The organism is Bifidobacterium lemurum, from assembly GCF_014898175.1.
In the GTDB taxonomy this organism is placed as follows: Bacteria; Actinomycetota; Actinomycetes; order Actinomycetales; family Bifidobacteriaceae; genus Bifidobacterium; species Bifidobacterium lemurum.
In genome coordinates, this window is the sequence record NZ_CP062948.1 from 660,842 (window position 1) to 686,411 (window position 25,570).

Consider the following 25,570-nt stretch of genomic DNA (forward strand, 5'->3'; position numbering starts at 1 on the left):
CAGGATGACGAGGGAGGACGGATGCGCGGGGTCATAATGGTTGGTTGCCGTGGTGTTTGGTGGTGCGTTTGCGCCGTCGTTTGCCGGCGAGGGTGCGCAGCGATTCGGCGATGGCCTCGCGCGTCTGTTCGGGGTCGATCATCGCGTCGATGGCGCCGAGTTCGAGGGAGAGGTTCGCGTTGACGGTGCTCTCCTCGTATTCGGCGATGTACTTGGCGCGCAAAGCCTCCACGTCGCGTCCTTGGTCGCGCGCTTTGGCCAGGTCGTGGCGGTGGATGATGTTCACCGCGCCGGCCGCGCCGAGCACCGCGATCTGCGAGCTGGGCCAGGCGAAGTTCATGTCGGCGCCGATGGCCTTGGATCCCATGACGATGTACGCGCCGCCGAAGGCCTTGCGCAGCACCACGGTGACCATGGGCACCTGCGCGTTGGCGTAGGCGTAGATGACCTTCGCGCCGCGGCGAATGATGCCCGCATGCTCCTGGTCGGAGCCGGGCTTGTATCCGGGCACGTCCACGAGGGTGACGACGGGCAGGTTGAACGCGTCGCATAGGCGCACGAATCGGGCGACTTTTTCGGAGCTGTCCACGTCGAGGATGCCGGCGCGCACGTTGGGCTGGTTCGCCACGATGCCGACCGGACGGCCTTCGATGCAGGCGAATCCGACGAGCGCGGAGGCGCCGAACAGCTCCTGTACCTGCACGAATTCGCCATAGTCTGTGATGCAACGCACCACGTCGAGCATGTCGTAGGGCTGGCGTTCGTTGTCGGGCACGATGCCGGCCAGTCGTTTGGCGGTGTCGCGGTCGGCGCGGGTGGCGGCGTAGGCGTAGACGGGCGGTTTCTCGTCGGAGCAGCCGGGCAGGTAGGCGAGCACGGTGCGCGCGTAGTCGATGGCGTCGGATTCGTCCTCGCCGAGGTAGTGGGCCACGCCGGAGACGGTGTTGTGCACGAGTCCGCCGCCGAGGTCGGCCATGGAGATGGTCTCGCCGGTGGCGGCTTTGACCACGTCGGGCCCGGTGACGAACATGTTCGAGTTCTCGCGGGTCATGATGATCAGGTCGGTCAGGGCCGGGCAGTAGACGGCGCCGCCCGCGCAGGGTCCGAGGATCAGCGAGATCTGGGGGATGTATCCGCTGGCCTCGCAGGTTTTCTTGAAGATGCGCCCGTATTGGTTGAGCGCGGCGACGCCCTCCTGGATGCGCGCGCCGCCCGAGTCGATCAGGGCCACGACGGGCACGCGCAGGTCGAGCGCCATGTCCATGAGATGGCAGATCTTCTCGCCTTCCGCGGTGCCGAGCGTGCCGCCGCGCACGGAGAAGTCCTGCGCGTAGACGGCGACTTTGCGCCCGTAGATCTGGCCGAAGCCGGTGATGACGGCCGCGCCGGCCTTGCCGTCGTTGATGTCGCCGCCTTGGAAGCGGCCGATCTCCTCGAAGGAGCCGGTGTCGAACAGCAGGTCGAGGCGTTCGCGCGCGGTTTTCTTGTTTTTGGCGTGCTGACGCGTGCGGGCGTTGGCTTCGGCGTCGCGCGCGAGTTCGGCGGCTTTGACGACGGCCGTGCGCAGCGGCTGCCGTTCGCCCGCGCCGGTCCCGGCCCCTCCGCCGGGACCGGCTTCGCCGCCGGCCAGGGATCCGCCCTGCGCCACCGCGCCCCGCACGGCGGGCATATCCATGATGTCGGTCATCGTTCGCCTCCTTCGCCATGGCTTGAGTGAGCTTGGCTCGACTGGTCTTGGCTCGACTGATCGGGCTGGTTCGACTGATCGGGCTGGTCGGATTGGTCAAGCTGGTCGGGCTGACTCGACTGGTTCGACCGTCCCGCCGCCCCCGGCTGACCAGCAGCCCCCGGCTGGCCGCCGCCGGCCACGTCCAGCGTGACGAGGGTGTCGCCGGCTTCGACGCCGTCGGCCGGCCCGACGAAGATCTTGGTCACCTCGCCGGCGGCGGGCGCGTACACGTAGTTCTCCATCTTCATGGATTCGAGCACCACGAGCAGGTCGCCCTTGCCCACCCGTTGCCCTTCGGCCACGGCGATGCGTGTGACGACCGCCTGCATGGGCGAGGCGATCACGCCGGAGCGAGCGCCGTCGTCGCGTCGTTCGGCGGCCGCGGCCACGTTGTGCAGGCTCTGTCCGCGCAGCGGCTGGATGGGGCGCTTGCTGCCGCGGGCGCGTGCGGAGCCGGTGATGTTCTCGACGATGTCGAGCGGCACGGTGAGTTTCACGCGCCGGTCGTTCACCTCGATCATGAAGGTTTCGGTCGGCGTGGCCGCCGTCTCCCCCGCCCCGCCGGCGGCCAGCGACGCGGGCTGTCCGGAGCGGGCCGCATCGGGTTCGCGGTTGAGGTACGTGCGTTCGAGCCATTTGGTGCTTACGGCGAAGTCGTGGCCGTGTTCGGCGGTGAACTCGTCGTTGCGGAAGATCTCCTTGTACAGGGCGACCGGCGTGGGCACGCCTTCGATCACCAGCTCGTCAAGCGCGCGGCGCACGCGGGCCACGGCGGCCTCGCGGCTTTGCGCGGTGACGATGACCTTGCCCATCATGGAGTCGAATTTCGGCGAGACGGTGTCTCCTTCCACCACGCCGGTGTCGATGCGCACGCCCGCGCCGGAGGGCCAGACGATGCGTTCCAGCGTGCCGGCGCCGGGGGTCAGGTTGGTGGCCGGATCCTCGCTGGTGATGCGCAGTTCGAAGCTGTGCCCGCGCGGTTCGCCCGCTTCGGTGAGTTCGCCGCCGGCGGCGATGGTGAGCTGTTCGCGCACCAGGTCGAGTCCGCACACCTCTTCGCTGACCGTGTGTTCGACCTGCAGGCGCGGGTTGACTTCGAGGAAGTACACCTTGCCGTTGGGGGTGACCATGAACTCGCAGGTGCCCAGGCCCACATAGCCGACCGTTTCGAACAGGCGGCGCGAGTATTCCTTGAGCGTGGCCGTCACGCTTTCGGGCAGGAAGGGCGCGGGGGCCTCTTCGACGAGTTTCTGGTTGCGCCGCTGCAGCGAGCAGTCGCGCGTGGAGTAGACGGTGAAGTTGCCGTGGGAGTCGCGGCCGGACTGCGTCTCGACGTGGCGGGCCTGGTCCACGAATTTCTCGATGAAGTAGCTGTCGAGGTCGCCGCCCTGCAGCGCGTCGTGGTTCATGTAGAAGCGGCGCAGCTCCTCGTCCGAACGCACGACGGTGATGCCGTGTCCGCCGCCGCCGTCGGTGCGTTTCATCATGATCGGGTAGCCGTGCGTGTGGGCGAAGTCGAGCAGCGCGCGGATGTCGCGCACGGCGTCGGAGATGCCCGGCACGGGCGGCACTTTGGCGCGCACGGCCACGCGGCGCGCGGTGATCTTGTCGCCCAGTTCGGTCAGTGCGCTACTGCTCGGCCCGACCCAGACCGCGCCGGCGGCCGTCACTTTGGAGGCGAAGCTCGGGGTTTCGGAGAGGAATCCGTAGCCCGGATGCACGGCCTGCGCGCCGGAGCGCGTGAGGATGTCGATGAGCAGGTCCTCGTTGAGATAGGTGTCTTTGTAGGTGTCGCCGGAGAGCAGGTACGCCTCGTCGGCCATGTCCACATACTGGCTGTCGCGGTCCTGTTCGGCGTAGACGGCCACGGTGGAGATGCCCATCTCCTTGGCGGTGCGCACCACGCGCAGCGCGATCTCGCCGCGGTTCGCGACCAAAAGTTTCTTGACGATTTGAGCCATAACGTCAAATCATCCTCGGATTTCGCACACAATGGAACATCCGAATCACACAAAACGCACGAACATGTTTTGTCGGGTTCCACAAACGTCACCGTAATGCGGACTCCCTAGGATTGCGGGCGAGGGGAACGCCCGTTTCGGCACCATCCGACATCAACCGACTGATTCCAAGGCCCCCAAGAAACCAAAACCCGGGAACAAGGCCCCTAAAAAACCCAAGAACACCCAAGGAGACGCCATCATGCATCTGACTTCGGCCCGCTTCGCCACACTGCTCGCATTCGCCCGCCGCGGCCTCATCGCCGCTTGGAAACCCGTGCTGTTCGCCGCGCTGCTGTGGATGGCCACCGCCGCCGGCGCGGTCCCCATCCCCGGCACGCCGGTGCCGATCACCCTGCAGACCTTCGTGGTCATGCTCGCCGGCCTGATGCTGCCCTGGCGGCAGGCCGGCGCCGCCGTGGCCACCTATCTGGCCGCCGGCGCGCTCGGCCTGCCCGTGTTCGCGGGCGGCGCCTCCACAATGGCGCTGGTCGGCCCGAGCGCCGGCTTCCTGATCGGATTCCTGCCGGGCGTGATCCTCACCGCCCTACTGCGCGGCCAGGCCCGCACCGACTCCCCCATCTCGGCGGCCCTCACCGCCGGTAGATATCTGCTCGCCGCCGTGATCGGCTGCGTCGTGGTGGTCTACGTCTTCGGCATCGGCGCGCAGTCGCTACTGACCGGCGTGGATCCCCTCGCCGTCGCGCTCGCCTCCACGGGCTTCATCGCCGGCGATGCCGTCAAAGCGTGCGTCGCCGCCGCTTTCGCCGCCGGTCTGATGCGCCGCTGACCCGTCGTTGTGCTCCATCAGCGAGACGATGGTCTGCTCCAGCTGATGGATGAGCAGGGCCTGCCGTGCGATCACGGCATCGCGCGAGTCCTCTCCCTCATCGACCGCCAGAGACGGAGCCATGGGCAGCATCGCGGAGCGACGCAACTCATTCACCGCCTTCGTCATCGCAGGAACGACGTAGGCGGTTTCGTCATGCTTGGGATTCTTGCGGTTGAGACGGTGCATCTCCTTGTATTCCTGCGGCACCCAGCGGGCGGTGCACCGTTCGATGCGTTTGCCGCCGATCAACGACGATTCCAATCCGACGCTGCGGAAAATCGCCGTGGATGATTCGCCGTTCGCGTACCGGCGCACGAATTCATCGCGGAACCGCTGGGTGTACTGAATGCGTGACGACGAGACGTTGAGCACGGCGGGCAGCGTTAGCAGATACTCCCGCTCCTGCTTGGTGAACGACGATTGGGCCATAACCTCTCCCTGATATGTTGATTCGGCGGTGCGCGCGTAGCATACGCGCACCGCCGAATTATTCATGATTGCCGAGACCGTTCGTCTCGTGGGACGGCGGACCCGCGCCCGGCATCAGCCGTGCGGGAGCCCGCCGTCATGTCCGCCATGGCCGTCACTGGCGACGCCTGCGGACCGCGAAGAACGCTCCACCAGCGGCGAGCAGCAGCATCGCCGTCAGTCCGATCAGCGCCACGCTGGAACCCGTGTTCGAGATCGGACCCTCCGGCTTGGCGGGCTGCTCGGGCGTTTCCGGCGGCACGTAGGCGTTGGCGAAGACCGGTGCGGCATCACCCTCGTAGCTGACGGTGGCCACCAGCTGGCCCTGCAGGTCGTCCGTGACGGTGACCGCGACCTGATGCGCGGTCTCGTCGTAGGTCACGCCCTCGGCGTCGCCCTTCACCTCGGTGATGGTGTAGACGTGCTCGCCGACCTCGGTGTAGGTGATCGGATCGAAGACGATCCGTCCGTCGGCGTCGTTCGTGGCCGTGGACACGACGTTGCCGTCGGCGTCCTTCAGCTCGAACGTGAACTCGCCGTCTTCCAGGTCGCGTCCCTCGAGGGTCTTGCCCGCACCGATGGTCACGCTGGTGGGATCGGCCGTGTAGGTGTTCGAGAACGTCGCCTGCTCGGCGTTGACCAGCGTATGGGCCACCTTCAGCGTGCCGTCCTTCGCGTCCGTGACGGTGGTGTGCACCTGGTAGGTGGTGGCGTCGTACGTCACGCCGCCCGCGTTGCCTGCGGCCTCGCGGATGACGTAGTCGTGCTCGCCGGCCTTGGTGTAGGTGATCTTGTCGAAGGTCACCGTGCCGTCGGCCGCGTTCGTGCCTTCGGCCACGACCTTCGCGTCGTCGCCCGTGCCCTCGACGAGTTCGAAGCCGAACTCGCCTTCGGTCATGTCACGGCCGGTCAGCGTCTTGTTCACCGCGATCTGGTCGGTGATGGCGCTGGGCTGGTCGTCCACACCATAGGTGTTGGTGAAGGTGAACTTCGCACCCTGGGCCGGATCGGAGGCCACGTTGATCGTGCCGTCGCCGTTGTCCGTCACCGTGACGGTGAAGGTCTTGGAGGTGTCGGCGTCGTTGGTCACGCCCGCCACCTCGCCGGACTCGCTCACCGTGTAGGTGAAGGTCTTGGTGCGCTGGGCGCTGGTGGCGTCGGCCTCGTCCGCGGAGCTGCCGGTATCGCCGAAGACGTTCTCCATCGTGTAGGTGATGGTGCCGAAGCTCACGTTGCCCGTGGCGTCGTTCTTGGCCGTCGTTTCGGCGGGCATGGGCGCGCCTTCGGATCCGGAGAGCGTGAAGGTGTACTTGCCGTCGATGTCGCCCAGCGTGAGCGCCAGGCTCGGATCGTCGAGCGCGAGCACCTTCGTGCCGCTGACCGCGAGGTCGGCCTTGGCATCCGCACCATACGTGTTGGTGAACGCCAGCGTGCCGTCGGAGCCTTCGGGGTAGCCCACCTCGATGGCAAGGTCGCCCTCGCCGTTGTCCGTCACGGTGACGGTGACGGTGAAGCTGGTGGCCACACCGTTCACACCCGCCGCCAGCGAGTCGGTGTTCTCGGAGACGAGGTACTGGTACCCGTAGGCGTAGCTGCCGTCAGGCGCCTCGGTGCGGGTGGCAAGACCCGCCTTGGCGTCCGCTTCCAGCTTCTCGGTGGTGTAGGTGATGCCGTCGAAGCTCACGTTGCCGTCCGCGTCATTGGTACCGTTGACCACCGTGGTATCGGCATCCTTCGTGTTCACCACGGTGAACGTGAATTCGCCGGCTTCCATCGGACGATTCGTCAGGCTCTTGGTGGCGTTGATCTTCACCGTTCCTTCGCCGCCCAGCGTGGCCGGAGTGGCTTTGTAGCTGTTGACGAAGTCGACCGTGGCCGCAGGCTGGCCGGTGTCGCCGGTGGTGTAAGTGAACACCTGATTCTCATCACCGGGCTTACTCACCGTGGTGGTCGCGGTCAACGTGGCGTTGTCCGCATCACTACTGATGGCGATGCTCACGGTGCGCACGGCGGTGTCGTTGTCGTAGCCTTCGCCACCCGCCTTGGTTTCTGCGACAGTATAGACGTAGGTCTTGCCCGCGTCGGCCTGCGAGAAGGTGGTGGATTCGCCCAGCTTCTTCACCAGCGACTCGTCGCCGTTATCGGCGGCTTGGCTGGCGTAGGTCGCGCCGGTCTCGGCGATGTCGAGCTTGCCGGCCGCGTCGGCCGCGGTGGTGCCCGTGGCGTCATCGGCCTGCGGAGTCACAGTGAACTCGAACTGGCCTGCCGTCATATCGCGTCCGGTGAGCGTCTTGGTGATCCTCAGTCCGCCCGCCGCACTGTAGTTCAGCTCCAGATAGGTGTTGGTGAAGGTGGGGCTGCCGGTCGCGTTCTGCGTATCCGCGTTGGCGACCAGCGTGCCGTTCTCGTCGGTGACGGTCACGGTATAGCTGTAGGTGTGATCGTCGTACGTCATGAACGGATCGGCCTCGGCGGGCACCTGCTCCTTGATGGTCACCGTGTAGGTGCCCACCTTGGTAAAGGTGACCGAGGGGAACGAAACCGCACCATCCGCATTGTTGGTGGCGGTGGTCAGATCGTTACCTTCGGCGTCCTTACTGTAGGAGACGCCGTCGGTGGAGCCATCCTGCGCCGCGACCGTCATCTCGAACGTGAATTCATCATCCTGCAGATCGGTCGTACGGTTGCCGGCAAGAACCTTGGTCACCGTAGGCGTATGTGTAACGAACCCCGGCGTATAGGTGTTGGTGAACGGCACGGAGACCGCACCCGCATCATCACCGGTGGCACCAGTGGTCACGGACTTCGAAGCGACCGTGGTTGTGGTGCCGTTGTCGCCCGGCTTGGTGACGGTCGTCGTGGCCGTCAGCGTGCCGTTGCCGTTGTCCTCGATTCCGATGGTGACCGTGTACACCGTGCTGTCGTACTTGTATCCGGTCTTTCCTTCGGTGGGCTCGTTCTCCTGCACCGTGTAGGTGTAGGTCTTGCCCGCGTCGGCTTCGGTGAAGGTGATGTTGCTGCCCATGATGGAGGAGGCATTGATGGTCGCCTTGGCCTCGGTCTGGCTTCCGTTCAGCTCCAGTTCGCCGGTGTTCACCGACTTGCCGTTGGTGATCTGGTCGTCAGTGAAGCCGAGCTTCGCGCCCGCTTCCTCGGCGGTGGTCACCGTGGTCGTGATGCCGGACTGGTCCGTGCTCGTCGTGGCCTGCGGCGTCACCGTGAAGGTGAAGTCGCTTGCCGTCGAGCCGACCGTGTCACCGGTGGTGAAGGTCTTGTCGATCTGGAAGCCGCCAAGCGCATCGTAGTCCAACGACGCCGAGTAGGTGTTCACGAACGGAACCGTGGGCCGGTCTGCGTTCGCGTCACGACTGTCGATGGTCTGGATGTAGTCACCCTTAGTGATGGTCGTCACCGTGTAGAGCTGGCTCTTGTCGTCTTCACGGGCCAAGACCGCGATGGACACTGTGGCGGTTTCCGCGTCATACTGATAGCCATCATTGGGCGCGGTACCCGTCTCCTGCACGCGGAACGTGTAGGTGTTCCCCACATTGTCCTGATCCAGATTGAACTGGAGCTTGCCCGCCATGGTGGTGGTCTCACTAGAAGCGACGGCTTCCGTATTGCGGAATGAGGAGTCGGCACTCGTCACCGGCAGCTCGGCATCACCGATGGGGTTGCTCCTGTCGGGAGTGATGGTGAAGCTGAATTGGCCACTGGTCATATTGTGACCGTTCAGCGTCTTCGTCACGTCGATGCCGGTGTAGGTTCCGCTCGCACGGTACCGGTTGGTGAACGCGGCGGCATCGGTCACGTTACGATCCTCGGTATTCACGGTGGCGGCCGAGTTGTTGTAGACGATGGAGTCGACCCTCAACGCTCCGACATGGTTGCCAGAGGCATCCGTGTCGACCACCGTGACCGTGACCGTCGAGGTATGGCGGTCGTAGGTCATGCCGTTGCCGTCGGTCAGACCGTCCGTGTTCTCACTCACGTTGAACGTGTAGACGCCAGCCTTGGTGAAGGTGAGTTTGTCGAAGGAGAACGGAACTGCCGTGCCCTTGTAGCCCTCGGTCACCTGAGCGGTCAACGTCGCTCCGGCAGAAACCGCAGTGCCGTTGTCGTCTCGGGTGATGGTGCCATCGGTCATTGCCGTACGGGTGGCCTCATCCGCTCCAGTCAGTGCGAACTTAAACGGATTGTCGTTCGTCGTCAGAGCGAAGCCGTCCAACGTCTTCTGGCCGTCGATGGTGGCCGTAGTAGACGTCACCTCGTAGGTGTTGGAGAACGAGATTCCAGGCGAAGGGCTAGTGCCTAGGTAATACACCACACTTGAGTCAAGGGTGCCGCCGTTATCGGTAACGGTGACCTTGGCATAGTAGACCTTCGTGTCATAGGTCATACCACTCGTCGTGCTCGTATCCGAGCCGCCGACCTCGGTCACCTTGTAGATGTAGGTCTTTCCCTTGTCGTTGTCGACAAACTGGATTTCCGTTGTCGTGTCTCCGGCAGCGCTGTTGCTGATTTGGCAGGTGGCGGAATCCGCAGTCGGCTCGCACGTTCCCTCTGTCGGCATCGGCGTGCTGGCAGCATCGTAGGTGTAATTGAGATTCTCAAAATTGACAGCATCGCCATCTAGCTGAGGATCGTCATTATCCACACCACCAAGGGCCGTCACAGAGAAACGGAACTTGTCTGCGGTCAGACCATTCGCGCCCGATTGATCGCTATATTGCTTATTGATGATAAGCGAAGCCGACGAATCGCCGTAGGTGTTCGCGATGGCGGCAGTCGGGTTTTCTCCCGACACCGTGCCGGAACCTTGCGTACCATTATCGGCAGCTACCTGGCTCATCGTCACGCTACGAGTCAGCGCGCCGTTCCCGTCATCCACAACGGTGACCACCACTTGATACAGCGCATCAGAGTAACGAAGACCCTCTATCTGGGCCGAAGCTTCAGGAGTGACCTCACTGATGAAATAGGTGTATTTGCCGGGCTGGGAGTAGGTAATCGCACCAAAGCCGAAAGGTTCACCATCGGTAACCGGCTTGGACAGCACAGTCCACTCAGCACCCACTTCGGCCCCAGAGGGCATAGGAGTGCCGTTTTCCGCAGCCAAGATGAAATCGAACGACTCACCGTTCCATGCTCGACTATCCAGACTGCCTTCCGAGTCAACCTCCTGCAGCAGCTTTTGTGCCTGGAATTCGCCGTCGGTCAGCGTGGTTGCCTCGGGTTCGTAGGTGTTCACGAACTCAAGCTGGTTGGTGGACGAAATCGTACCGTCAGTGGTCAGATCGATTGCGCCACTGATGGAAGCGCCGGGAGTGCCCTCCTGATATTGATTACCACCGACCAGTCGACTGGTCAGCGTGTATCCCGTACGCGCATTATCGCCTTCGGTCAGCTCGGTGACGGTGTACTCAGCGCCATCGGCCAGTCCGTAGATGCGAATGGTTTCGCCGTCCTTGATGGAATGCGTGTCGCCATTGCCGATGCGGAAAGTGTCGCCCTGCAGCACACCAGCCGCGTTGTACACGGCGGCGTCGTACTTTCCGTCGCTATCACTGGAGGCAGGCAGCGTGAACTGGAACGCGAACGAGGTGTCCGCAGACGGCTTATACGACGAGTCTGCGGCAGTCACCGTCTTGGTGACTTCGAGACTGGGCACACGCTCGTCGCTCACATGCACGAACATGCTGCCGGAGAACAACGCAGTGAGATTTCTGTCGCCCAAATCCGTCTTGGAGGGACGCCCCGCGATTTCGGTATCATTGTTCTGCGTCGCCGTGAACCAGAGCCATCCTTCATTGGTGGTGAAGCCCGCCGAATTGGTGCCCTCCTGTCCTGGAGTCGGACCATAGTCCAGTCCGTTGCCGGACTCGCCATATGTCAGCTTGATGGGCTGATCCGTGGAGTCCGTCCAAGTCAACGTGCCATTGGTCAAGGTGCCCGTACGGCGCGTGGCATAGATGTCGGTCAACGTGCTGTCCAGCTCGTCATTGGGGTTGGCGTAGATCAGCATCGACTTGGCGACGCGGCCGACGCCCACGGTGGTGGAGATGCCATCGTTCGCGTCGCCGGCATCGGCATGCACGCCGTTCGCGTCGACGATGACCATCACCGCGGTGTCGTTCTTCTTATATCCTGCCGGAGCTTCGGTTTCGAAAAGGTAGTAGGTTCCCTCTTCCAAGGATCCATTTCCCGTCGGGAACAGAGCGCCGCCTTGCAGGTCAATGCCGTCCGCCTCTTGGGTGAGGTTCTTTGTGGTGTTCGTCAGCACCGCAGTGGCACCGGCAGTGGGGCGACGCTCGCCGGAGGGTTCATCCACATACGTGTCACGGACACGATACAGTGCGAAGGTGGCACCTGTGAGGTAATGCCCCTGGCCGTCGTCCTTTTGCACCACCAGACGGTTCTGCATATCGGTCACATACAGTCGGGTGGAGAAGTTACGGCCGAAATCGTCCGTCACCAGACGATGCACCGTGCGGCCATCGTTTTCAAGATAGTAGTAACCGACAGAGAACCTGCAGTCCGGATCGGATCCCGCCTGCGTGGTGTAAAGCGAAATGTCGCCCGGCAGTTCCTCGAAGCTGTACGAGTACTTGCCGTCCGTTCCCTTGGTGAAGGTACGCACAGCGTCGGTGCCTAACAAGCGCTCAATGTCGTCGATAGAGTCGACGGTCTCGCCCAGCGTCCACCCGCTCGTCTCATTGCCGCTCACGACCTTCCAGTCGTCACCAAGTGCTGGCGCATGATCCCCCACACCGGTCACACGAGCCATAAGAACCGCGAACACCGATCCGCCGTCCGTATCGACGTTGTATGTGCTCTGATCGTTATAATCCGTCACCCTCTCCGGTGCCGTCACGATGGCCTTCGCGCCGACGTTGACGCCGGTCTCCCATGTGTTGTCGCATGCCAAGGTACCGGTTACGGATAGTTCTCGCTTCTCATATCGCAAATGGGCGTCCCCCGATGTTCGGAAGCCGCTTGGCGTGCGCGTCTCTCGCAGCACGTAATACGTCGTACCATTACCGTTGTCGTACAGTTCGCTGAAATTGATCGGAGCTCCGGTGGTGCGGTCCACAAGGGTCAGCATGCCATCGGTGCCCGTCGTACCGGTCGCGATGGGATTGGCATTGTCGGCCACGGTATAGTCGGCATCCGACGCATACAACGCGAATTCGGCGCCGCTGACCGGATTTCCCTCCTGATCGACCTTCTGGATCTCGCTTTCAGGCACGGAGACAAGGTTCGTGGTCAGGCGCAGGTTGGAATCGGTGTTGCCGCGTTCCAGATAGAACAGATCCATCGTGTGGTAGGTGCCATCCGCGAATGTGTCGTTTGCGAGACCGAACAGCTGTTTCAGAGTGGTGTTTTGAGAGCCGTTGACCAGCACGGCACCGGTGGCGAAGTTGATGGACAGCGTCGACATATCGTGGATGCCGCCGAGATCGCCCACCAGCTTGTTGTCGATATACAGCCACACGTCGTCATCGCCGGAGAAGTTGAACACCATCGGCGTGCCCGTCGAGACGTAACCGCCTTCGGGCTGCACGAACGTGGCGCTCATATGCAGACCGAACAGATGGTTGATGGACGGATTCAGTGAGACCGAATTGACGCCGTTCCTTTGGGTGATGGTATTCCCCTGCTCGGTGAACACATCCTCGGCGGAATTGAAGGGGAAGAACTGACCGGCATCACTGCGTCCCCCAGCGGCCACACCCCACGTGTTGTACAGGTCGAAACTGTTGGTATCGGAATTGTAGGAGGCGAAGTTCTTCGTGCTGTCGTAATAGTAGTTGCCGTTAGCGTCGAGCTGCAGCAGCCCTCCGACATTACTGTACGACGCCTTGCCGGTCACCGTCGATTCGTCGAACAGGTACGCCAGCGACTCCGTGCCGCCCGACAGCACGGGATAGCCGTCGCTGCCCAACGTGTCGGACACGATGCCGGTACGGGGACTGGTGGTACCGGTCCACGTGTTCCAGCCTCTTCCTGTGTTATCCGTTCCCGGATTGAACTTCAGAGTATGGCCGGCATTGATACCCCTGTCGTTGCCCGTGATGGTGACGTTGTAGCCTCCCGACACCTGACGGTCGGGATCATTCTGCCCAGTCAGCCAGTAATCGAATAGATTCATCGTGATGCCGTCCGGCGACAGGCCCGCGACCTTGTAACGGTCATCGGTCACGGCGGCCGCCGCGGTGCCGGCCACCACGCCTACGGTCAGCACCATTGCCGCCGAGGCGACAATCGCCCACAATTGCTTCACACGATCCTTCATGGGAATCGCTGAGGCGTGTTTGGGGTTATCGGCTAAATTGGGTAGCCCCCCCCTGCTGGATTCTGTTAAAGAACGACATCTTCTTTGCTCCTTGCTTCTCCGACCAATCTGTCGGATCGTTTCCGCGCTCCTCAGGTGCGCTAATACCACATGCATCTGGAAACACTCTGCGGACCATCTTACACGGGGGTATGACCCCTTAACCCCGTACCGCCACGATCACGGACACATCGTCATTTTTGAACACCAAAACGTCACAAACGACTCCCCAACGCACCGATATATGGACGTTCCGGCATGACCCACACCAAACCAAGCCATCCACGGTAGAATCGACCATTATGCCTTCACAACCCAGTCCCAAAGCCGCCGCATCATCCGGTGCCACCGCCCTGGCCGGCATCGCCGGCGCGCACGGCCCGCGCCATCCCATGCTCGCGCGGGTGGGCGGCATCGCCCGCTGGGCCCTGGCGGTAGCGGCCTGCCTATGGCTGTCGCTATGCACCGCGGTGGGCCCGCTGTACTGGCAGGAAGGCTCGATCGCGGACGCCACCTGGGTGAACGGACTGTACTTCATCCTCACCTTCGCCGCAACGCTCGGCATCATCGTCACGCTCGTGCGATGGTCCGCCCACAAACCGGTGTTCGGCACCACGGCCGACCCCGCCGACCCAAACGGCCATCGCATCCCACGGCGACTGCGGCACCTCATCCCCACGGCGACCCGCGCCCGCATCGCCGCACGACTCGCCACTCTCCGGCACAGCCAATTCGGCCACACGATGCGCCGAACCGCGGCCACCTGCTCCCGCTGGATCATGCGCGCCACCGACCGCCGCTGGAAAATCGCGCTGATCCTGTTCATCGGCTGGCTGTGGGTGCCCACCACCCTGCTCGCGGCCTTCGGCGCGGACGTGCGTTCGCAGATCCGCGAATTCAGCTGGGCATGGAACCAGTGGACGGGCCTGGAACAGCCATACATCGGCTTCTTCTCCTTCGTTCCGATGGACATCTACCCCACCGCGCACTACATGTGGCCGGAGAATCCCACCTATCTGACCGACCAGCACAATATCGTGCTCACCCTGCTCTACGGCGCGGTGGCCACCTTCTCGCGCTCGGTCACCGGCTCGAACGACGCGGGTCTCGTCGCGCTCGCCGCGGGGCAGATGCTGTTCGCCGTCGGATGCTGCACAGCCGCCGCGCACCGCTTCCTCAACATGCCGTGGCTGAACGCGCGCCGCGCCTTCCCGTTCACGCCACGCTGCGCCATCGACTATGCGCGGCCCGAGCAGGGCGCGCGGTTCGAGGCGCGCCGATTCGACAGGCCCGAACTCGGCATGCGCGTGATGCTCTCCCCGGCCGCGGCTCACGCGCCCGCGCGCTTCGCGATCCTTATCTTCTTCCTTATCTGCCCGCTGCCCGTGTTCGCGACGATTTCGCTGACCAAGTCGCCGCTGTTCGCGTTCGCGTTCGTCTGGTGGTTCGGCATCTGGTACGAGCTGCGCGCCACGCACCGCCCGGCGCGCGAGGGGGCGCGGGCCGTCGTGCATCTGCCGCGCCGCACCATCGTCGCGTTCATCCTCTCCACCTGCGTGATGCTGGTGGCCGCGAAATACGCGTGGTATATCGTCGCGGCGCAGATCGTGCTGGCCATCATCGCCGACCGGCGGCGCTGGGCCACCTATGTGGTCGCGCTGCTGCTGCCCACCGTGATCATCCACGGCGGCATCGCCATGGCCATCAACTCGGGGGCGATCATCGGCGGCGACCCGATCGAAAGCCGCGGCATCCAACTGCAGCAGATCGCGCGCGTCGCCAAACTCAACCCGGACGGCATCTCACAGGAGGCGAAAGACAACCTCGCCCCCGTGTTCAACCTCGACCAAATGGCCGAAGCCTACTCGCAGAACGACGCCGACCCGGTCAAATCCTCCGGCATCCAGTCGAAGAAGGTGAGCTACAAGTGGCGCTCCGTCACCGAAGAGGATATGGAGGGATTCAACAAGGCGTGGCTTGAAATCGTGCTGGACAATCCGGTGATCGCGCTCGACGCGTTCCTGGCGAAATGCTACGGCTACTTCGACGTGGCCGCCTCTCCGTACGTGTCCATGGATTATTACGTGAACAGCGCGTACGTGCAGGAGAACTCCACCTGGATCAAGTACTACAACCACGACTGGCGCGACCAGGTGGCGCAGTTCGCCAAGGATTGGGGCGCGATCCCCGTGCTGGGCTGGTTCACGCACGGCAATTTGTACGTGGTGTGCACGCTGCTGATCGGCGCGGCCGAGGTGATACGGCGGCGCTGGCTCACGCTGGTCACGCATTTCCCGCTGCTGCTGCTTATGGGCGTGATGGTCACCGCGCCGGCGAACAATTTCGAACGCCATATGCTGCCCGTCGCCTTCGTGTTCGGCTTCGTGTGCCTCACCTTCTGGCGCGACGCCAGAGAGGAGCGCCGCGCGGTCGGCGGCTAGCCGTCGCATAACCGCCTGCGCGCACAACCAGCCATATGGCCGTCATACAATCGGCGCATCAGTAGTCACCAGGCGACGATTATCCTATTCGCCGATTGCCTCCGTCCTCTCCGGTTCCTCGATCGCTCCCAAATCCGCGCCCGCATCAGGAGCGAAATCCTCCTCGCCGGAGGGACGGAACATCGTGCCGACCATCCATAAAGGAATATTGGTCAGCCAATCCTGCTCCTTGTACCCCCGCATGGAAGCGCGCCACCCGTGCAGCCCATACTCGGCGCACAATCCCTGCAAACTACGCTTGGTGCGCCCTTCTCCGGCTTTCACTTCCAAAGGAGTCACACCGCGACTGCTGGAAAACACAAAGTCGACTTCAGCGGTGGAACTGTCGTTGTTCCAATACGACGGCGCAAAACCGGCGGCCACCAATTCCTGGCAGACGAATTGTTCCGCCATCACTCCTTTATATTCGACCAAGCCCCTATCGTTGGTGACGATATCCGCCGGGCTTACGGCAAGAGCGGCGCCCAGCAATCCCACATCATGCATATACAGTTTGAACGACGACTGATCCTCATACAGCCGCAACGGTTTACGCGGCACTTTCACCTTGTGCACACGCAGCGCAAGGCCGGAATCGACGATCGTCTGCACAGCCGACTCATACTGCGAGGCGCGCGCCCCTTTGCCTATGTGGCTGAACATGAATTTATGGTTGTTCTCCTGCGCCAGATGCGAAGGAATGGCCTGGGAAAACACCAGACGGATACGTTCGACATCCACGCCTTTGGACGGATGCTTCGAGAAATCCATGTCGTAATTCGAAAGCAACACGTTTTGGATTCGCCGCGCCTGCGCATATCCCGATTCGATAAAGCCTTCGACAACCGCCGGCATACCGCCGATCACGCAATATTGACGGAAGCGTTGCTCCAAACGCGAGGTAAGGGCCGTCAGCGTCTCGATGTTCTGCGCCTCAAGCGCGTCCGCCAATATACCGTCGCCAACGGCACGAAGGAACTCGGCGTAGGTCATCGGAGTCATAGTGACGATATCCACATTGCCCACGGGGAACGACACGCCACTGTGCATCGCCAACCCAAGATACGAGCCTGCCAAAGCGAGGTGCATGTCCGGATACGTCTCGTTGAACGTTTTGATCTGTTCGTACAAGGCGGGAACTTCCTGGACCTCATCGATAACGAGCAGCGTGTTTCCGGGTTCCGCGCGCACACCGGTGTACGCCTCCATGTTGTCGAGCAGCATGGAAGGCGATTTGACCTGCTCCATCGCCTCTTTGGCATCCTGGTTGAACAAGGTGACATACGAAAGCGATTGGTACTCCTGAGCGCCCAAAGTACGCAGCATATGGGTTTTGCCGACCTGTCTCGCGCCTCGAAGCAGCAAAGGCTTGCGATGAGGAGAGTTTCGCCATGCGAGCAATTCGTCATACACGTTACGTTTGAAGTCCATTGCCGCCCACCCCATATGTCTATCGGAATCCAAGCATACAGCGCCTCCGCAGCCGTTCGGATTCATGTACGCCTGTCTTATTCTACAATTTTCATTGTTAAGAAACGCGATTTCTTACAATTTTCAAGATTAGGAAACATGGTTTTTTACAATTTTCAAGCTTAAGAATATGTGATATCTGCAATTTTCGAGCTTAAGAATTGATAACCGCTCCGACAGCCACTACTTATCGACGGTCGACGAGTTCGCGCTAGAGCTGGACTCCCCCATAACAGGCCCCAGCCATCACTCAGACATCCCGCGTCGTATTGAACACTGGATTCGACACTGATAGCGAAACCGTCAGGATTGGGCGGCTATGCTGGAGGATATGAGCAAGGACTTCCTCGAATTGTTGGCCGACGGGCCGGATGCCGCCGACGAACGCGTGCGGCTGACGGCGTTCGAGTGTCTGTTCAACGGTCTTGACGACGAACGCGTCGCCTCGCTGTTCACCCTGCTGGGCTGGTCCGGCGACTTCACCTGTTACGCAATCGCGGGCACGCCCGCCGTCGCCCCCGCATTGGCGGCCGGTGCCGCCAAGGGTGCCGCCAGCTCCGCCGGCGGGCACGCTGGTTCCGCAGCCGGTTCCGCAGGATCCGCTGGTACCACTGGCGCAGCAGCAGGTTCCGCTGGGTACGCCGGTGCCGTGGGCACCAAGGGTGCCAAGGGTGCCGCTACGCCCACACCCACACCCATACCCGCAAGCGGACCCGCCGTCGCCACGGCGGCCACAGCCGCACGCATGTCGATCACCCGCACCATAGCGGGGCTTGGCGGCGACAGTCTAATCGGGGAACATGACGGACTGGTCATCGCATTGGTCCGCCAATCCGGCGCGGCCACCCCCGAAGTGACCTGCACGCACACACTGCCGGCCTTCGCCGCCGACCGACCGGTATGCCTCGGTCCGTCGCGGCAGGGCGTCTCCGGCGCGATGCACACCGTACGCGCCGTACTGTTCGCGCTCAAAGCCGCGCCCGCCGTCTCCCCACACGATGTGCCGCGCCCGATGCGCGCCGACGACGTGCTGCCCGAACGCGCGCTTATCGGCGACGAAGACGCGCGCCGCGAACTCGTCTCATCCGTATACGGCAGCCTCACCGCGGGCGGACCCGACGACCCGACCCTGCTGACGGTATCCACCTTCCTGCAATGCGGCGGCTCGCTGGAAACCGTGGCCAAGGAACTCAACGTGCACCCCAACACCGTGCGCTACCGCCTCAAGCGCGCCGCCGAATCCACCGGCTGGGACGCCACCGACCCCCGCGAAGCCTACGTCCTCACCACCGCCATCGCCCTAGGCCGCATCCATACCGCCCACTAAGCGCGCCCCGTCGCCATCCCAAGTACTCCCTCGTCATCCCGAGCGGAGTCGAGGGATCTCGAGATGCTTCAGGCCCCACTTCGCTTGGCATGACGGAAGTTGTCGCGGATATGCGAAGACCCCGACACCGGGAGGGTATCGGGGTCTTGGTTTACGCGATCTATGCGACACTCACCGTGTCCGCACGACGGGACAGATAGCGCCTGATGGTCAGCACTTCAAATCCCACGACCAGCACTGCGATTACGCCGATGGCCACATAAGTGATGGTCTTCCACACCGGAGTGACCGTTTCGGGCTCGCCTTCCGCGTACATCCAGCTGTTGGCGGTGGTGTACAGGATGTTGTGGGCGGCGGTGCGCATCGCCTGGACCGAGGTGGCCGAGGTGTCAGACACGTGATTACTGGTGTCCATCGTCGACAGCATCGCGTCGTTGCCGTTGCGGATGGCTTGATCGGCGTTCTGGTAGACATCGAAGTTGCCGAAGTAATCCGTCTCAACGAAGCCTCGGAATCCCCATTCATCGCGAAGCACCGTATTCAGCAGCGGAGCGTATCCACCCGCATACGTGGTGCCGATGTAATTAAAGGAACTCATGGCGGCCGTGGCGCCACCGTCCTTGACGCTCATCTCGAAAGGTTTGAGGTAGATCTCACGAATCGCCTGCTCGTTGGACCAGGTGCACAACATGCTGTTGCGATTCGTCTCCTGGTCATTGAGCGCGAAGTGCTTCATAAAGGCATACACGCCCTCCTTCTGCACGGCGGCAATCTCGCTGGAGGCCATCACGCCGGAAAGCAAAGCGTCCTCGGAGAAGTACTCGAAGTTGCGGCCGCCAAACGCGCTGCGGTGAATATTCATGGCCGGCGCATACCAACCGGAGATGTGCATGTCCTGGGCCATACGCGCGATCATCTCTCCGAATCGCGTTGCCAAGTCCACATTCCAAGTGCAGGCGAACGCGGTCGACGACGGGAAGCCGATGGAACCCACGCCGGTGAAGTTGTTGTTCAGCGCCGCAGGACCGTCTGCATCCGTAAGCTGGATCTTACCGATGGAGTCGATGGCCGCATTGCCGAAGCCAGCGTTGGCGATGAGGTTGTCCATATCGTCGAAGGTCAGCTGGTCAAGCAGGTCGTCCCACAGTGGATCGTCGTAGTCTTTGCCGGTCAGGTCGGCCAGACGCACGCCATTGTCGGCACCGGTGGTCGGCATCTCATCCGAATCGTCGTTGTAATCGGCCGGATCGTAGTTGCCGTTGTTGATGAAGGTGGTCTTCTGCTCGTCGGACATGCTGTAGTTGGTCGGGGCGGCGGTGGCCTCGGCGTAGTTCGCGAAGCCGTCGGCGCGGGACAGATAGGTCAGATCGCCCTCGGCGTACTCGAACTGGTTGGTCGCCACGGTCTGGTCGCCGTCGTGCGTGTTGCTTTCGGTGTCGTAGGTGATGGTCTCGGCCACGTTGACGGTCTGCTCGTCGATCACCGTGTGGGAGTCCGAATTGATGGACACCACGTAGTCTCCGGCCTCGAGCACATACGCCTCGGCGTTCTCGTAGTCGTAGGAGGCCATGTCGTCGTCCTCGAACTCGATCGAGATGGTCTGGGATTCGCCCGGGGCGAGCTCGTCGGTTTTGGCGAATTCGACGAGGTTGGCGGTGGTCTTCTCGATGCCGCCGTTGGTGTACGGCGGGTTGTAGTAGACCTCGACCACATCCTTGCCCGCGGTGTCGCCCGTGTTGGTGACGGTCACGTCGAAGGAGACCGTGCCGTCCGCGTAGGTCACATCGCCCATCCCCTGGGAGAAGGTGGTGTAGCTCAGACCGTAACCGAACGGATACTGCACCACCGCGTCGTAGTCGATCGCGCCTTCGTCGGCGGCCGTCTCATAGAACTTGTAACCCACATAGATACCCTCCGTGTAATTTACGAAGCTTGGAGTCACATCAGCACCGCTGAAACTGCTAGTACGTACGAATTCGTCGACATTGTCGTAGAAGAATGAGCCGAAGTTGTTCCAAGTCGGCGTCTGCTTGAGATTCCTCACAAATGTATCGGAAGTCTTGCCTGATGGATTAACAGCTCCCGTCAGCACTTCACCCAACGCAGAGAATCCGGTTTGACCTGTCGGAGGACACCACAGCACGGATTGAATCTGCGGGTACTGATCGAGAAAATCAAATTGGAAGGCGTTCGCGCCGTTGTAAATCAGCGTCACGTCATCGAAGTTTGACGTGACCAGATCAATCAGGTCCTGCTCGGTCTGGCTCAACTGCAAATAATGCTCACCGGCCTCGAAATCCGCATATTCCTCGGAGTTGTTGGTGTAGGTGATACCTTCGGCGGTCATATCCGTCGGCAAATCGACACCCTCGCCACCGACGCGCGCGATAACGATGACAGCTTTGTCGGAGAAAGCCTTGGCATCCTCAATCAGAGAATCGGAGTACTGGGCAGCCGGCACTTCAGGCAACGTCCAATCCACACTCCAAATCTGAGAGACCGGCCTATCGGCACGATAATCCGTATACAGCTCGCTCAATTCCGTATTGGTCTCGATACCTGCCTGCTCCAGGCCCTGCAGCAATGAGACCTTCTCATACTGGTCGCTGATGGATCCTGATCCGGTGCCTCCATACACCGGATTCGTCGACCCCCAACCAAACACGTTGACGGCATCGTCCCCAAGCGGGAGGCTCTCGTCGTCGTTCTTCAACAGCGTGATCGCTTCCGACTGAACATCCTCGGCCAGAACGTTCGCGTCCGCGACAGTGTCTTGCGACAGTTGATATCTGGTGATGGACGCATTGTTCAGCAGCGTCGCCAGCGGACCGAACAACATCATGCAGACGGCTATGGTCGAGGCGACCAACACCATCAGCCAAGACTGCGAGTGGACTAGCTTACGCACCGCAACATTACGAACGCTCCTGCGATTCACTGCCAGTGTGACGATAGTCGCCAATATAATTGCGACGCCGATGGCAATCAGTTGCGGCATGACCGATTGCAACACCGAAATGACATCGCTGATATTGATGCCAATCATTGTGAGACCTTTCTCTGTTAAAACATTGCGGCGCTTCTTTGAAAGCCGTATCTCGATTTCAACAAAGACAAGTCATCCACGAGAGCCAACAACATATCCGGCATAATTCGCAACATATCTCGCCGGTGTAAACAAACAACAGAATGCAACATGCAATACGGTCGAGAAACGCGGACTAACAGTACAATCATGAACAAGCAAGGAGGGACATGCTGCGCATCGCCGTCATCGAAGACACACCGCTCGACCGCAATCAGCTACTGACAGTGTTGCAGTCATATGCCGAATCTCACGCAATGGAATATCAGGTCAGCGAATTCGCAAATGCCGATATGTTCCTCGACCGCTACCGGCCTATCTGGGATTTGATTTTCATGGATATCGAAATGCCCGGCAGCAATGGTATGCAGGCAGCTCATCTTCTACGACAAATGGATGCCGATGTTCCGCTGGTGTTCCTCACCAAAGTGGCCAGCCTGGCAACAGACGGATACGACGTCAATGCACTGGCTTACATCATCAAGCCAGTGACACCGGAAGTGTTCTCTTTGAAGATGCGCCATGTGCTTGCGCATATCGGCAAACGCACCGAAGCCTCACTCACCATTAGCGGGCGCAACAGCACCACACGTGTCTCAATATCCTCCATAGCCTATGTGGAAGTGAACAGGCACACCATCATCTTTCATACCAATAAAGGCAACGTCACCTCCTACGGCACGCTCAGAACCATCGAAGAACAACTGTCTCCATACGGATTCCTCCGCTGCAGCCAGAGTTTTCTCGTCAATCCGCAATACGTAAGTGGCGTACAGGGCGATAACGTGCTTATCCATGATGAACGGCTGCCAATCAGTCGGTCACGCAAGCGCGAGTTCCTTCAGTCCTTAGCCGCTTATCTTGGTGCAATGCAGTGATCTTCTTTGGACGACGACAGCCATAACAAGGATATGCGATGGATCCACAAACCCTTCTTCCTCCATCATTCGCCGCAATCAACAGTTTCCCTTTGGAAATATTGTTCGTAGAGGCACTACTGCTGTATAAGAAACCTCGCAAGACATTGTTTGTCGCTCGTGCGCTGATAACCGTTGTGGCTTGTTTCCTTCTCAATATTGGTCTTTACATGCTCCAGCTGCCCGACTGGCTCGCTTTGTCACGGTTCGTCATTGTTTTTCTGCTTACTCTGGCCGGCATACGCTGGTGTTTCCACATCTCCGTGCAAGAAGTCTTGTTCCAAGGCGTTGCCGCATACGCGCTTCAATACTGTTCCGAAAGCATCATCTATTTAGTGAACATCGCGCTAGGCGTCGATTTGTTCAGCCAATACCCCGCAGCGGTGTCCGCTGAATTTCCAATCAGCGCATTGCCTCTCGGACTGTTGTTCTCATGGCTGTTCCGCCGTCATGAGGGCGAGCGAATTAGCGACACGGCGCTGCTCTGCGTCTCGGCCACAGTACTCGCCATCACCATGGTTATCAGCTTCGCGCAATGGATGTATCTGCCGCTGGACAATCGCGCGACCCGCATCATCTGTCTTGTCTATGCAATCCTCTGCTCGCTACTTTCCTTAGTGATTCAATCTGGATTGCTAGTACAGTCACGGTGGCGTCATGAAGCTGAACTAGCCGATCGCATGCTGCGCCTCAACCAGCAGCAGTACGAACTCAGCCGCAACACCATCGACCTGATCAATGTCAAAAGCCACGATCTCAAGAAACAAATCAACCTGTTGAGGAACAGCTCCGCGACCATGCCCACCAGTCAGGCGTTGGATTCCATCGAGCAGGCTGTGGATCATTACGATTCGCTGGCCAAAACCGGAAATCCCGCCTTGGATACCATACTCACGGACAAACTGCTCTCGGCGCAACATCAGAATGTCACATTGCATTATCTGGTGGACGGCAAGGCGTTCGGCCAGCTTGACGCCATTGATTTGTATGCGATATTCGGCAACATCCTCGACAACGCGTTCGAGGCCGTCGCACCGTTGGATTCCCGGCTGCGGGTCATCGACCTCAAAGCCACCCGTTCCGGCAGCATGGCGGTGATTCGATGCAGCAACTACCGCGCTCCCTCCCCGTCCGTCTTATCGACGAGCATCTGCCGACGACCACCAAACCGGACAAGGACTGGCACGGATTCGGTCTCGCCAGCATTCGCATGACCGCGGAACGCCACGGCGGCAGCATGGCGACGGATATCGACGAAGACATGTTCACCATCACCGTGATGATTCCCCTCAACCAATAATCCGTCCACCGCGCCCATCACCCCGTATACAAAACTATTCTTAATTTGGAATAGTTTTGTATACATTAGGACTGTCGTCATCCTAGCGTTGCCCGCCATTCCAGCGTTGCCTGCCATCCGGTGGAGATGCTTCGACTTCGCTGCGCTCCGCTCAGCATGACGAATAACCATTATCAACGGCACCCCGAGTTCCCTGCTCCTGTCATCCAGAGCTTCTTCTCCTGTCATCCCGAGCGGAGTCGAGGGATCTCGAGATGCCTTGGCCACGCCCCACTTCGCCCAGCACGACGAAAGCGGTCGCGGATATGCGAAGACCCCGACACCGGAAGGGTATCGGGGTCTTGGTTTACGTCATCGATGCGACGCGAACCGCTCTCAGGCGAGAGTGTTCGGATCGACCGGAACGCCCGGGTTCATCGTGGAGGTGATCGTCGCCTTGGTCAGGTAACGGCCCTTCACGGTGGACGGCTTGAGACGCTTGACTTCGTCGGCCACGGCCTTGAAGTTCTCGTCCAGAGCGGACTCATCGAAGCTCAGCTTGCCGATGAGGAAGCTCAGGTTGCCGTTCTTGTCCACGCGGAACTCGATCTTGCCGCCCTTGATGTCGGCGACGGCCTTGGCCACATCCATGGTCACGGTGCCGGTCTTCGGGTTCGGCATGAGGCCACGGGGGCCGAGCACGCGGCCGAGACGGCCGACCTTGCCCATCATGTCCGGGGTGGCGACGACGGCATCGAAGTCGAGGAAGCCGCCGGCGACCTTGGTGATCAGGTCGTCATCGCCGACGATGTCGGCGCCGGCCTCGATGGCCTCGGTGGCCTTCGGGCCGCGGGCGAACACGAGGACCTTGGCGGTCTTACCGGTGCCGTGGGGCAGGTTGACCGTGCCACGCACCAGCTGATCGGCCTTGCGCGGGTCCACGTTCAGACGGAACACCGCTTCGACGGTCTGGTCGAAGTTGTAGGCGGGCATGCTCTTGATCAGAGCGATGGCCTCATTGGCGGTGTAGAGGTTGTTGCGATCGATGCGCTCGGCAGCTTCGCGGTACTTCTTGGAACGCTTTACCATCTGTCCTTCTCCTTATCAGTCCGTGACCGTGATGCCCATCGAGCGGGCGGTGCCCTCGATGATCTTCATGCCGGCCTCGACGTCGCGGGCGGACAGGTCGGGCATCTTGATCTCGGCGATCTCGCGGACCTGGGCCTTGGTGACGGAGCCGACCTTGTGGGTCAGCGGGTTCTCGGTGCCCTTCTCAACACCGGCGGCCTTGAGCAGCAGAGCCGCGGCCGGCGGGGTCTTGAGGACGAAGGTGAAGGAGCGGTCTTCGTAGACGGTGATCTCAACCGGCACGACCTGGCCCATCTTGTCCTTCGTGGCGTCGTTGTACGCCTTGCAGAAGTCCATGATGTTCACGCCATGGGAGCCGAGGGCCGGACCCAGCGGCGGGGCCGGGTTGGCCTTGCCAGCCTGAATCTGGAGCTTGATCAGCGCCGAGACTTTCTTCTTGGGAGCCATAGTATGGTTCTTCTTTCTATAACGCGGTGCAATCGGTCGCCGTTCGCGCCTTGCCAGCCTCCCGCGCGACGCTTGACTCGTTTCTCGTCGCCGTGGGCTTGCAGAGCGCGGG

General features: G+C 61.3%; 14 protein-coding genes. 6 read left to right on the forward strand and 8 right to left on the reverse strand.

Annotation, left to right across the window (positions count from 1 at the left end; all coding sequences use genetic code 11):
- Nucleotides 1–31: 31 nt before the first annotated feature.
- Nucleotides 32–1,687 (reverse strand): acyl-CoA carboxylase subunit beta, encoded by a 1,656-nt coding sequence (locus tag BL8807_RS02555; protein ID WP_083570064.1) that lies wholly within the window; start codon nt 1,685–1,687, stop codon nt 32–34.
- Complete coding sequence (locus BL8807_RS02560; RefSeq protein ID WP_083570063.1) at nt 1,684–3,690, reverse strand: ATP-binding protein; 2,007 nt, start codon at nt 3,688–3,690, stop codon at nt 1,684–1,686. Before BL8807_RS02560 ends, BL8807_RS02555 begins: the two co-directional genes overlap by 4 nt.
- Nucleotides 3,691–3,931: 241 nt before the next feature.
- Here BL8807_RS02560 and BL8807_RS02565 point away from each other — a divergent pair, with 241 nt between their 5' ends.
- Nucleotides 3,932–4,519, forward strand: a complete 588-nt coding sequence (locus BL8807_RS02565; protein ID WP_072723381.1) for a biotin transporter BioY — start codon at nt 3,932–3,934, stop codon at nt 4,517–4,519.
- Here the strand turns inward: BL8807_RS02565 and BL8807_RS02570 are convergent.
- Both BL8807_RS02570 and BL8807_RS02575 read right to left on the reverse strand, forming a co-directional pair.
- Nucleotides 4,403–5,056: an HTH domain-containing protein gene (locus BL8807_RS02570; protein WP_143147930.1), complete on the reverse strand. Its 654-nt coding sequence runs from the start codon at nt 5,054–5,056 to the stop codon at nt 4,403–4,405. The two genes, BL8807_RS02565 and BL8807_RS02570, sit on opposite strands and share 117 nt — an antisense overlap.
- 88 nt (nt 5,057–5,144) lie before the next feature.
- A complete protein-coding gene (locus BL8807_RS02575) occupies nt 5,145–13,313 on the reverse strand; it encodes a Spy0128 family protein (protein ID WP_072723380.1) in 8,169 nt (2,722 codons plus the stop codon).
- Between the two features lie 353 nt (nt 13,314–13,666).
- On the opposite strand from BL8807_RS02575, the gene BL8807_RS02580 reads away from it, so the two are divergent.
- Nucleotides 13,667–15,805: a DUF6020 family protein gene (locus BL8807_RS02580; protein WP_370737528.1), complete on the forward strand. Its 2,139-nt coding sequence runs from the start codon at nt 13,667–13,669 to the stop codon at nt 15,803–15,805.
- A gap of 84 nt (nt 15,806–15,889) precedes the next feature.
- On the opposite strand, the gene BL8807_RS02585 is transcribed toward BL8807_RS02580, so the two are convergent.
- Entirely contained in the window at nt 15,890–17,341 is a 1,452-nt protein-coding gene (locus tag BL8807_RS02585) for an ATP-binding protein (protein WP_226847438.1), read from the reverse strand.
- Nucleotides 17,342–17,633: 292 nt separating this feature from the next.
- On the opposite strand from BL8807_RS02585, the gene BL8807_RS11935 reads away from it, so the two are divergent.
- Entirely contained in the window at nt 17,634–18,641 is a 1,008-nt protein-coding gene (locus BL8807_RS11935; protein WP_072723376.1) for a PucR family transcriptional regulator, read from the forward strand.
- A 160-nt stretch (nt 18,642–18,801) separates the two neighbouring features.
- Here the strand turns inward: BL8807_RS11935 and BL8807_RS02595 are convergent, their stop codons facing one another.
- On the reverse strand, nt 18,802–21,687 hold the full coding sequence (locus tag BL8807_RS02595) for a glycoside hydrolase family 3 N-terminal domain-containing protein (RefSeq protein ID WP_072723374.1): 2,886 nt from the start codon (nt 21,685–21,687) through the stop codon (nt 18,802–18,804).
- A gap of 209 nt (nt 21,688–21,896) precedes the next feature.
- Here BL8807_RS02595 and BL8807_RS02600 point away from each other — a divergent pair, with 209 nt between their 5' ends.
- The 3 genes from BL8807_RS02600 to BL8807_RS12240 are packed head-to-tail and all read left to right on the forward strand — an operon-like array spanning nt 21,897 to nt 23,943.
- Nucleotides 21,897–22,604, forward strand: coding sequence for a LytR/AlgR family response regulator transcription factor (locus tag BL8807_RS02600; RefSeq protein ID WP_072723372.1), 708 nt, complete (start codon nt 21,897–21,899; stop codon nt 22,602–22,604).
- A gap of 38 nt (nt 22,605–22,642) precedes the next feature.
- Nucleotides 22,643–23,857, forward strand: a complete 1,215-nt coding sequence (locus tag BL8807_RS12090) for a GHKL domain-containing protein (RefSeq protein WP_193057492.1) — start codon at nt 22,643–22,645, stop codon at nt 23,855–23,857.
- A complete protein-coding gene (locus BL8807_RS12240; protein ID WP_476727157.1) occupies nt 23,794–23,943 on the forward strand; it encodes a GHKL domain-containing protein in 150 nt (49 codons plus the stop codon). The genes BL8807_RS12090 and BL8807_RS12240 overlap by 64 nt, the downstream gene beginning before the upstream one ends.
- 375 nt (nt 23,944–24,318) lie before the next feature.
- Here BL8807_RS12240 and rplA read toward each other — a convergent pair whose 3' ends face one another.
- Nucleotides 24,319–25,011 carry a 50S ribosomal protein L1 gene (rplA, locus tag BL8807_RS02610; protein WP_072723367.1) on the reverse strand — a complete coding sequence of 231 codons (693 nt, stop codon included), beginning with the start codon at nt 25,009–25,011 and terminating at the stop codon, nt 24,319–24,321.
- A 15-nt stretch (nt 25,012–25,026) separates the two neighbouring features.
- Nucleotides 25,027–25,458, reverse strand: a complete 432-nt coding sequence (rplK, locus tag BL8807_RS02615) for a 50S ribosomal protein L11 (RefSeq protein WP_072723365.1) — start codon at nt 25,456–25,458, stop codon at nt 25,027–25,029.
- Nucleotides 25,459–25,570 lie beyond the last annotated feature (112 nt).

What these genes read in the sequence shown, in the direction of transcription:
- BL8807_RS02555 (WP_083570064.1), bottom strand. Translation starts at nt 1,687, where the DNA reads ATGACCGACATCATGGATATGCCCGCCGTGCGGGGCGCGGTGGCGCAG.
- BL8807_RS02560 (WP_083570063.1), bottom strand. Translation starts at nt 3,690, where the DNA reads ATGGCTCAAATCGTCAAGAAACTTTTGGTCGCGAACCGCGGCGAGATC.
- BL8807_RS02565 (WP_072723381.1), top strand. Translation starts at nt 3,932, where the DNA reads ATGCATCTGACTTCGGCCCGCTTCGCCACACTGCTCGCATTCGCCCGC.
- BL8807_RS02570 (WP_143147930.1), bottom strand. Translation starts at nt 5,056, where the DNA reads ATGAATAATTCGGCGGTGCGCGTATGCTACGCGCGCACCGCCGAATCA.
- BL8807_RS02580 (WP_370737528.1), top strand. Translation starts at nt 13,667, where the DNA reads ATGCCTTCACAACCCAGTCCCAAAGCCGCCGCATCATCCGGTGCCACC.
- BL8807_RS02585 (WP_226847438.1), bottom strand. Translation starts at nt 17,341, where the DNA reads ATGAATCCGAACGGCTGCGGAGGCGCTGTATGCTTGGATTCCGATAGA.
- BL8807_RS11935 (WP_072723376.1), top strand. Translation starts at nt 17,634, where the DNA reads ATGCTGGAGGATATGAGCAAGGACTTCCTCGAATTGTTGGCCGACGGG.
- BL8807_RS02595 (WP_072723374.1), bottom strand. Translation starts at nt 21,687, where the DNA reads ATGATTGGCATCAATATCAGCGATGTCATTTCGGTGTTGCAATCGGTC.
- BL8807_RS02600 (WP_072723372.1), top strand. Translation starts at nt 21,897, where the DNA reads ATGCTGCGCATCGCCGTCATCGAAGACACACCGCTCGACCGCAATCAG.
- BL8807_RS12090 (WP_193057492.1), top strand. Translation starts at nt 22,643, where the DNA reads ATGGATCCACAAACCCTTCTTCCTCCATCATTCGCCGCAATCAACAGT.
- rplA (WP_072723367.1), bottom strand. Translation starts at nt 25,011, where the DNA reads ATGGTAAAGCGTTCCAAGAAGTACCGCGAAGCTGCCGAGCGCATCGAT.
- rplK (WP_072723365.1), bottom strand. Translation starts at nt 25,458, where the DNA reads ATGGCTCCCAAGAAGAAAGTCTCGGCGCTGATCAAGCTCCAGATTCAG.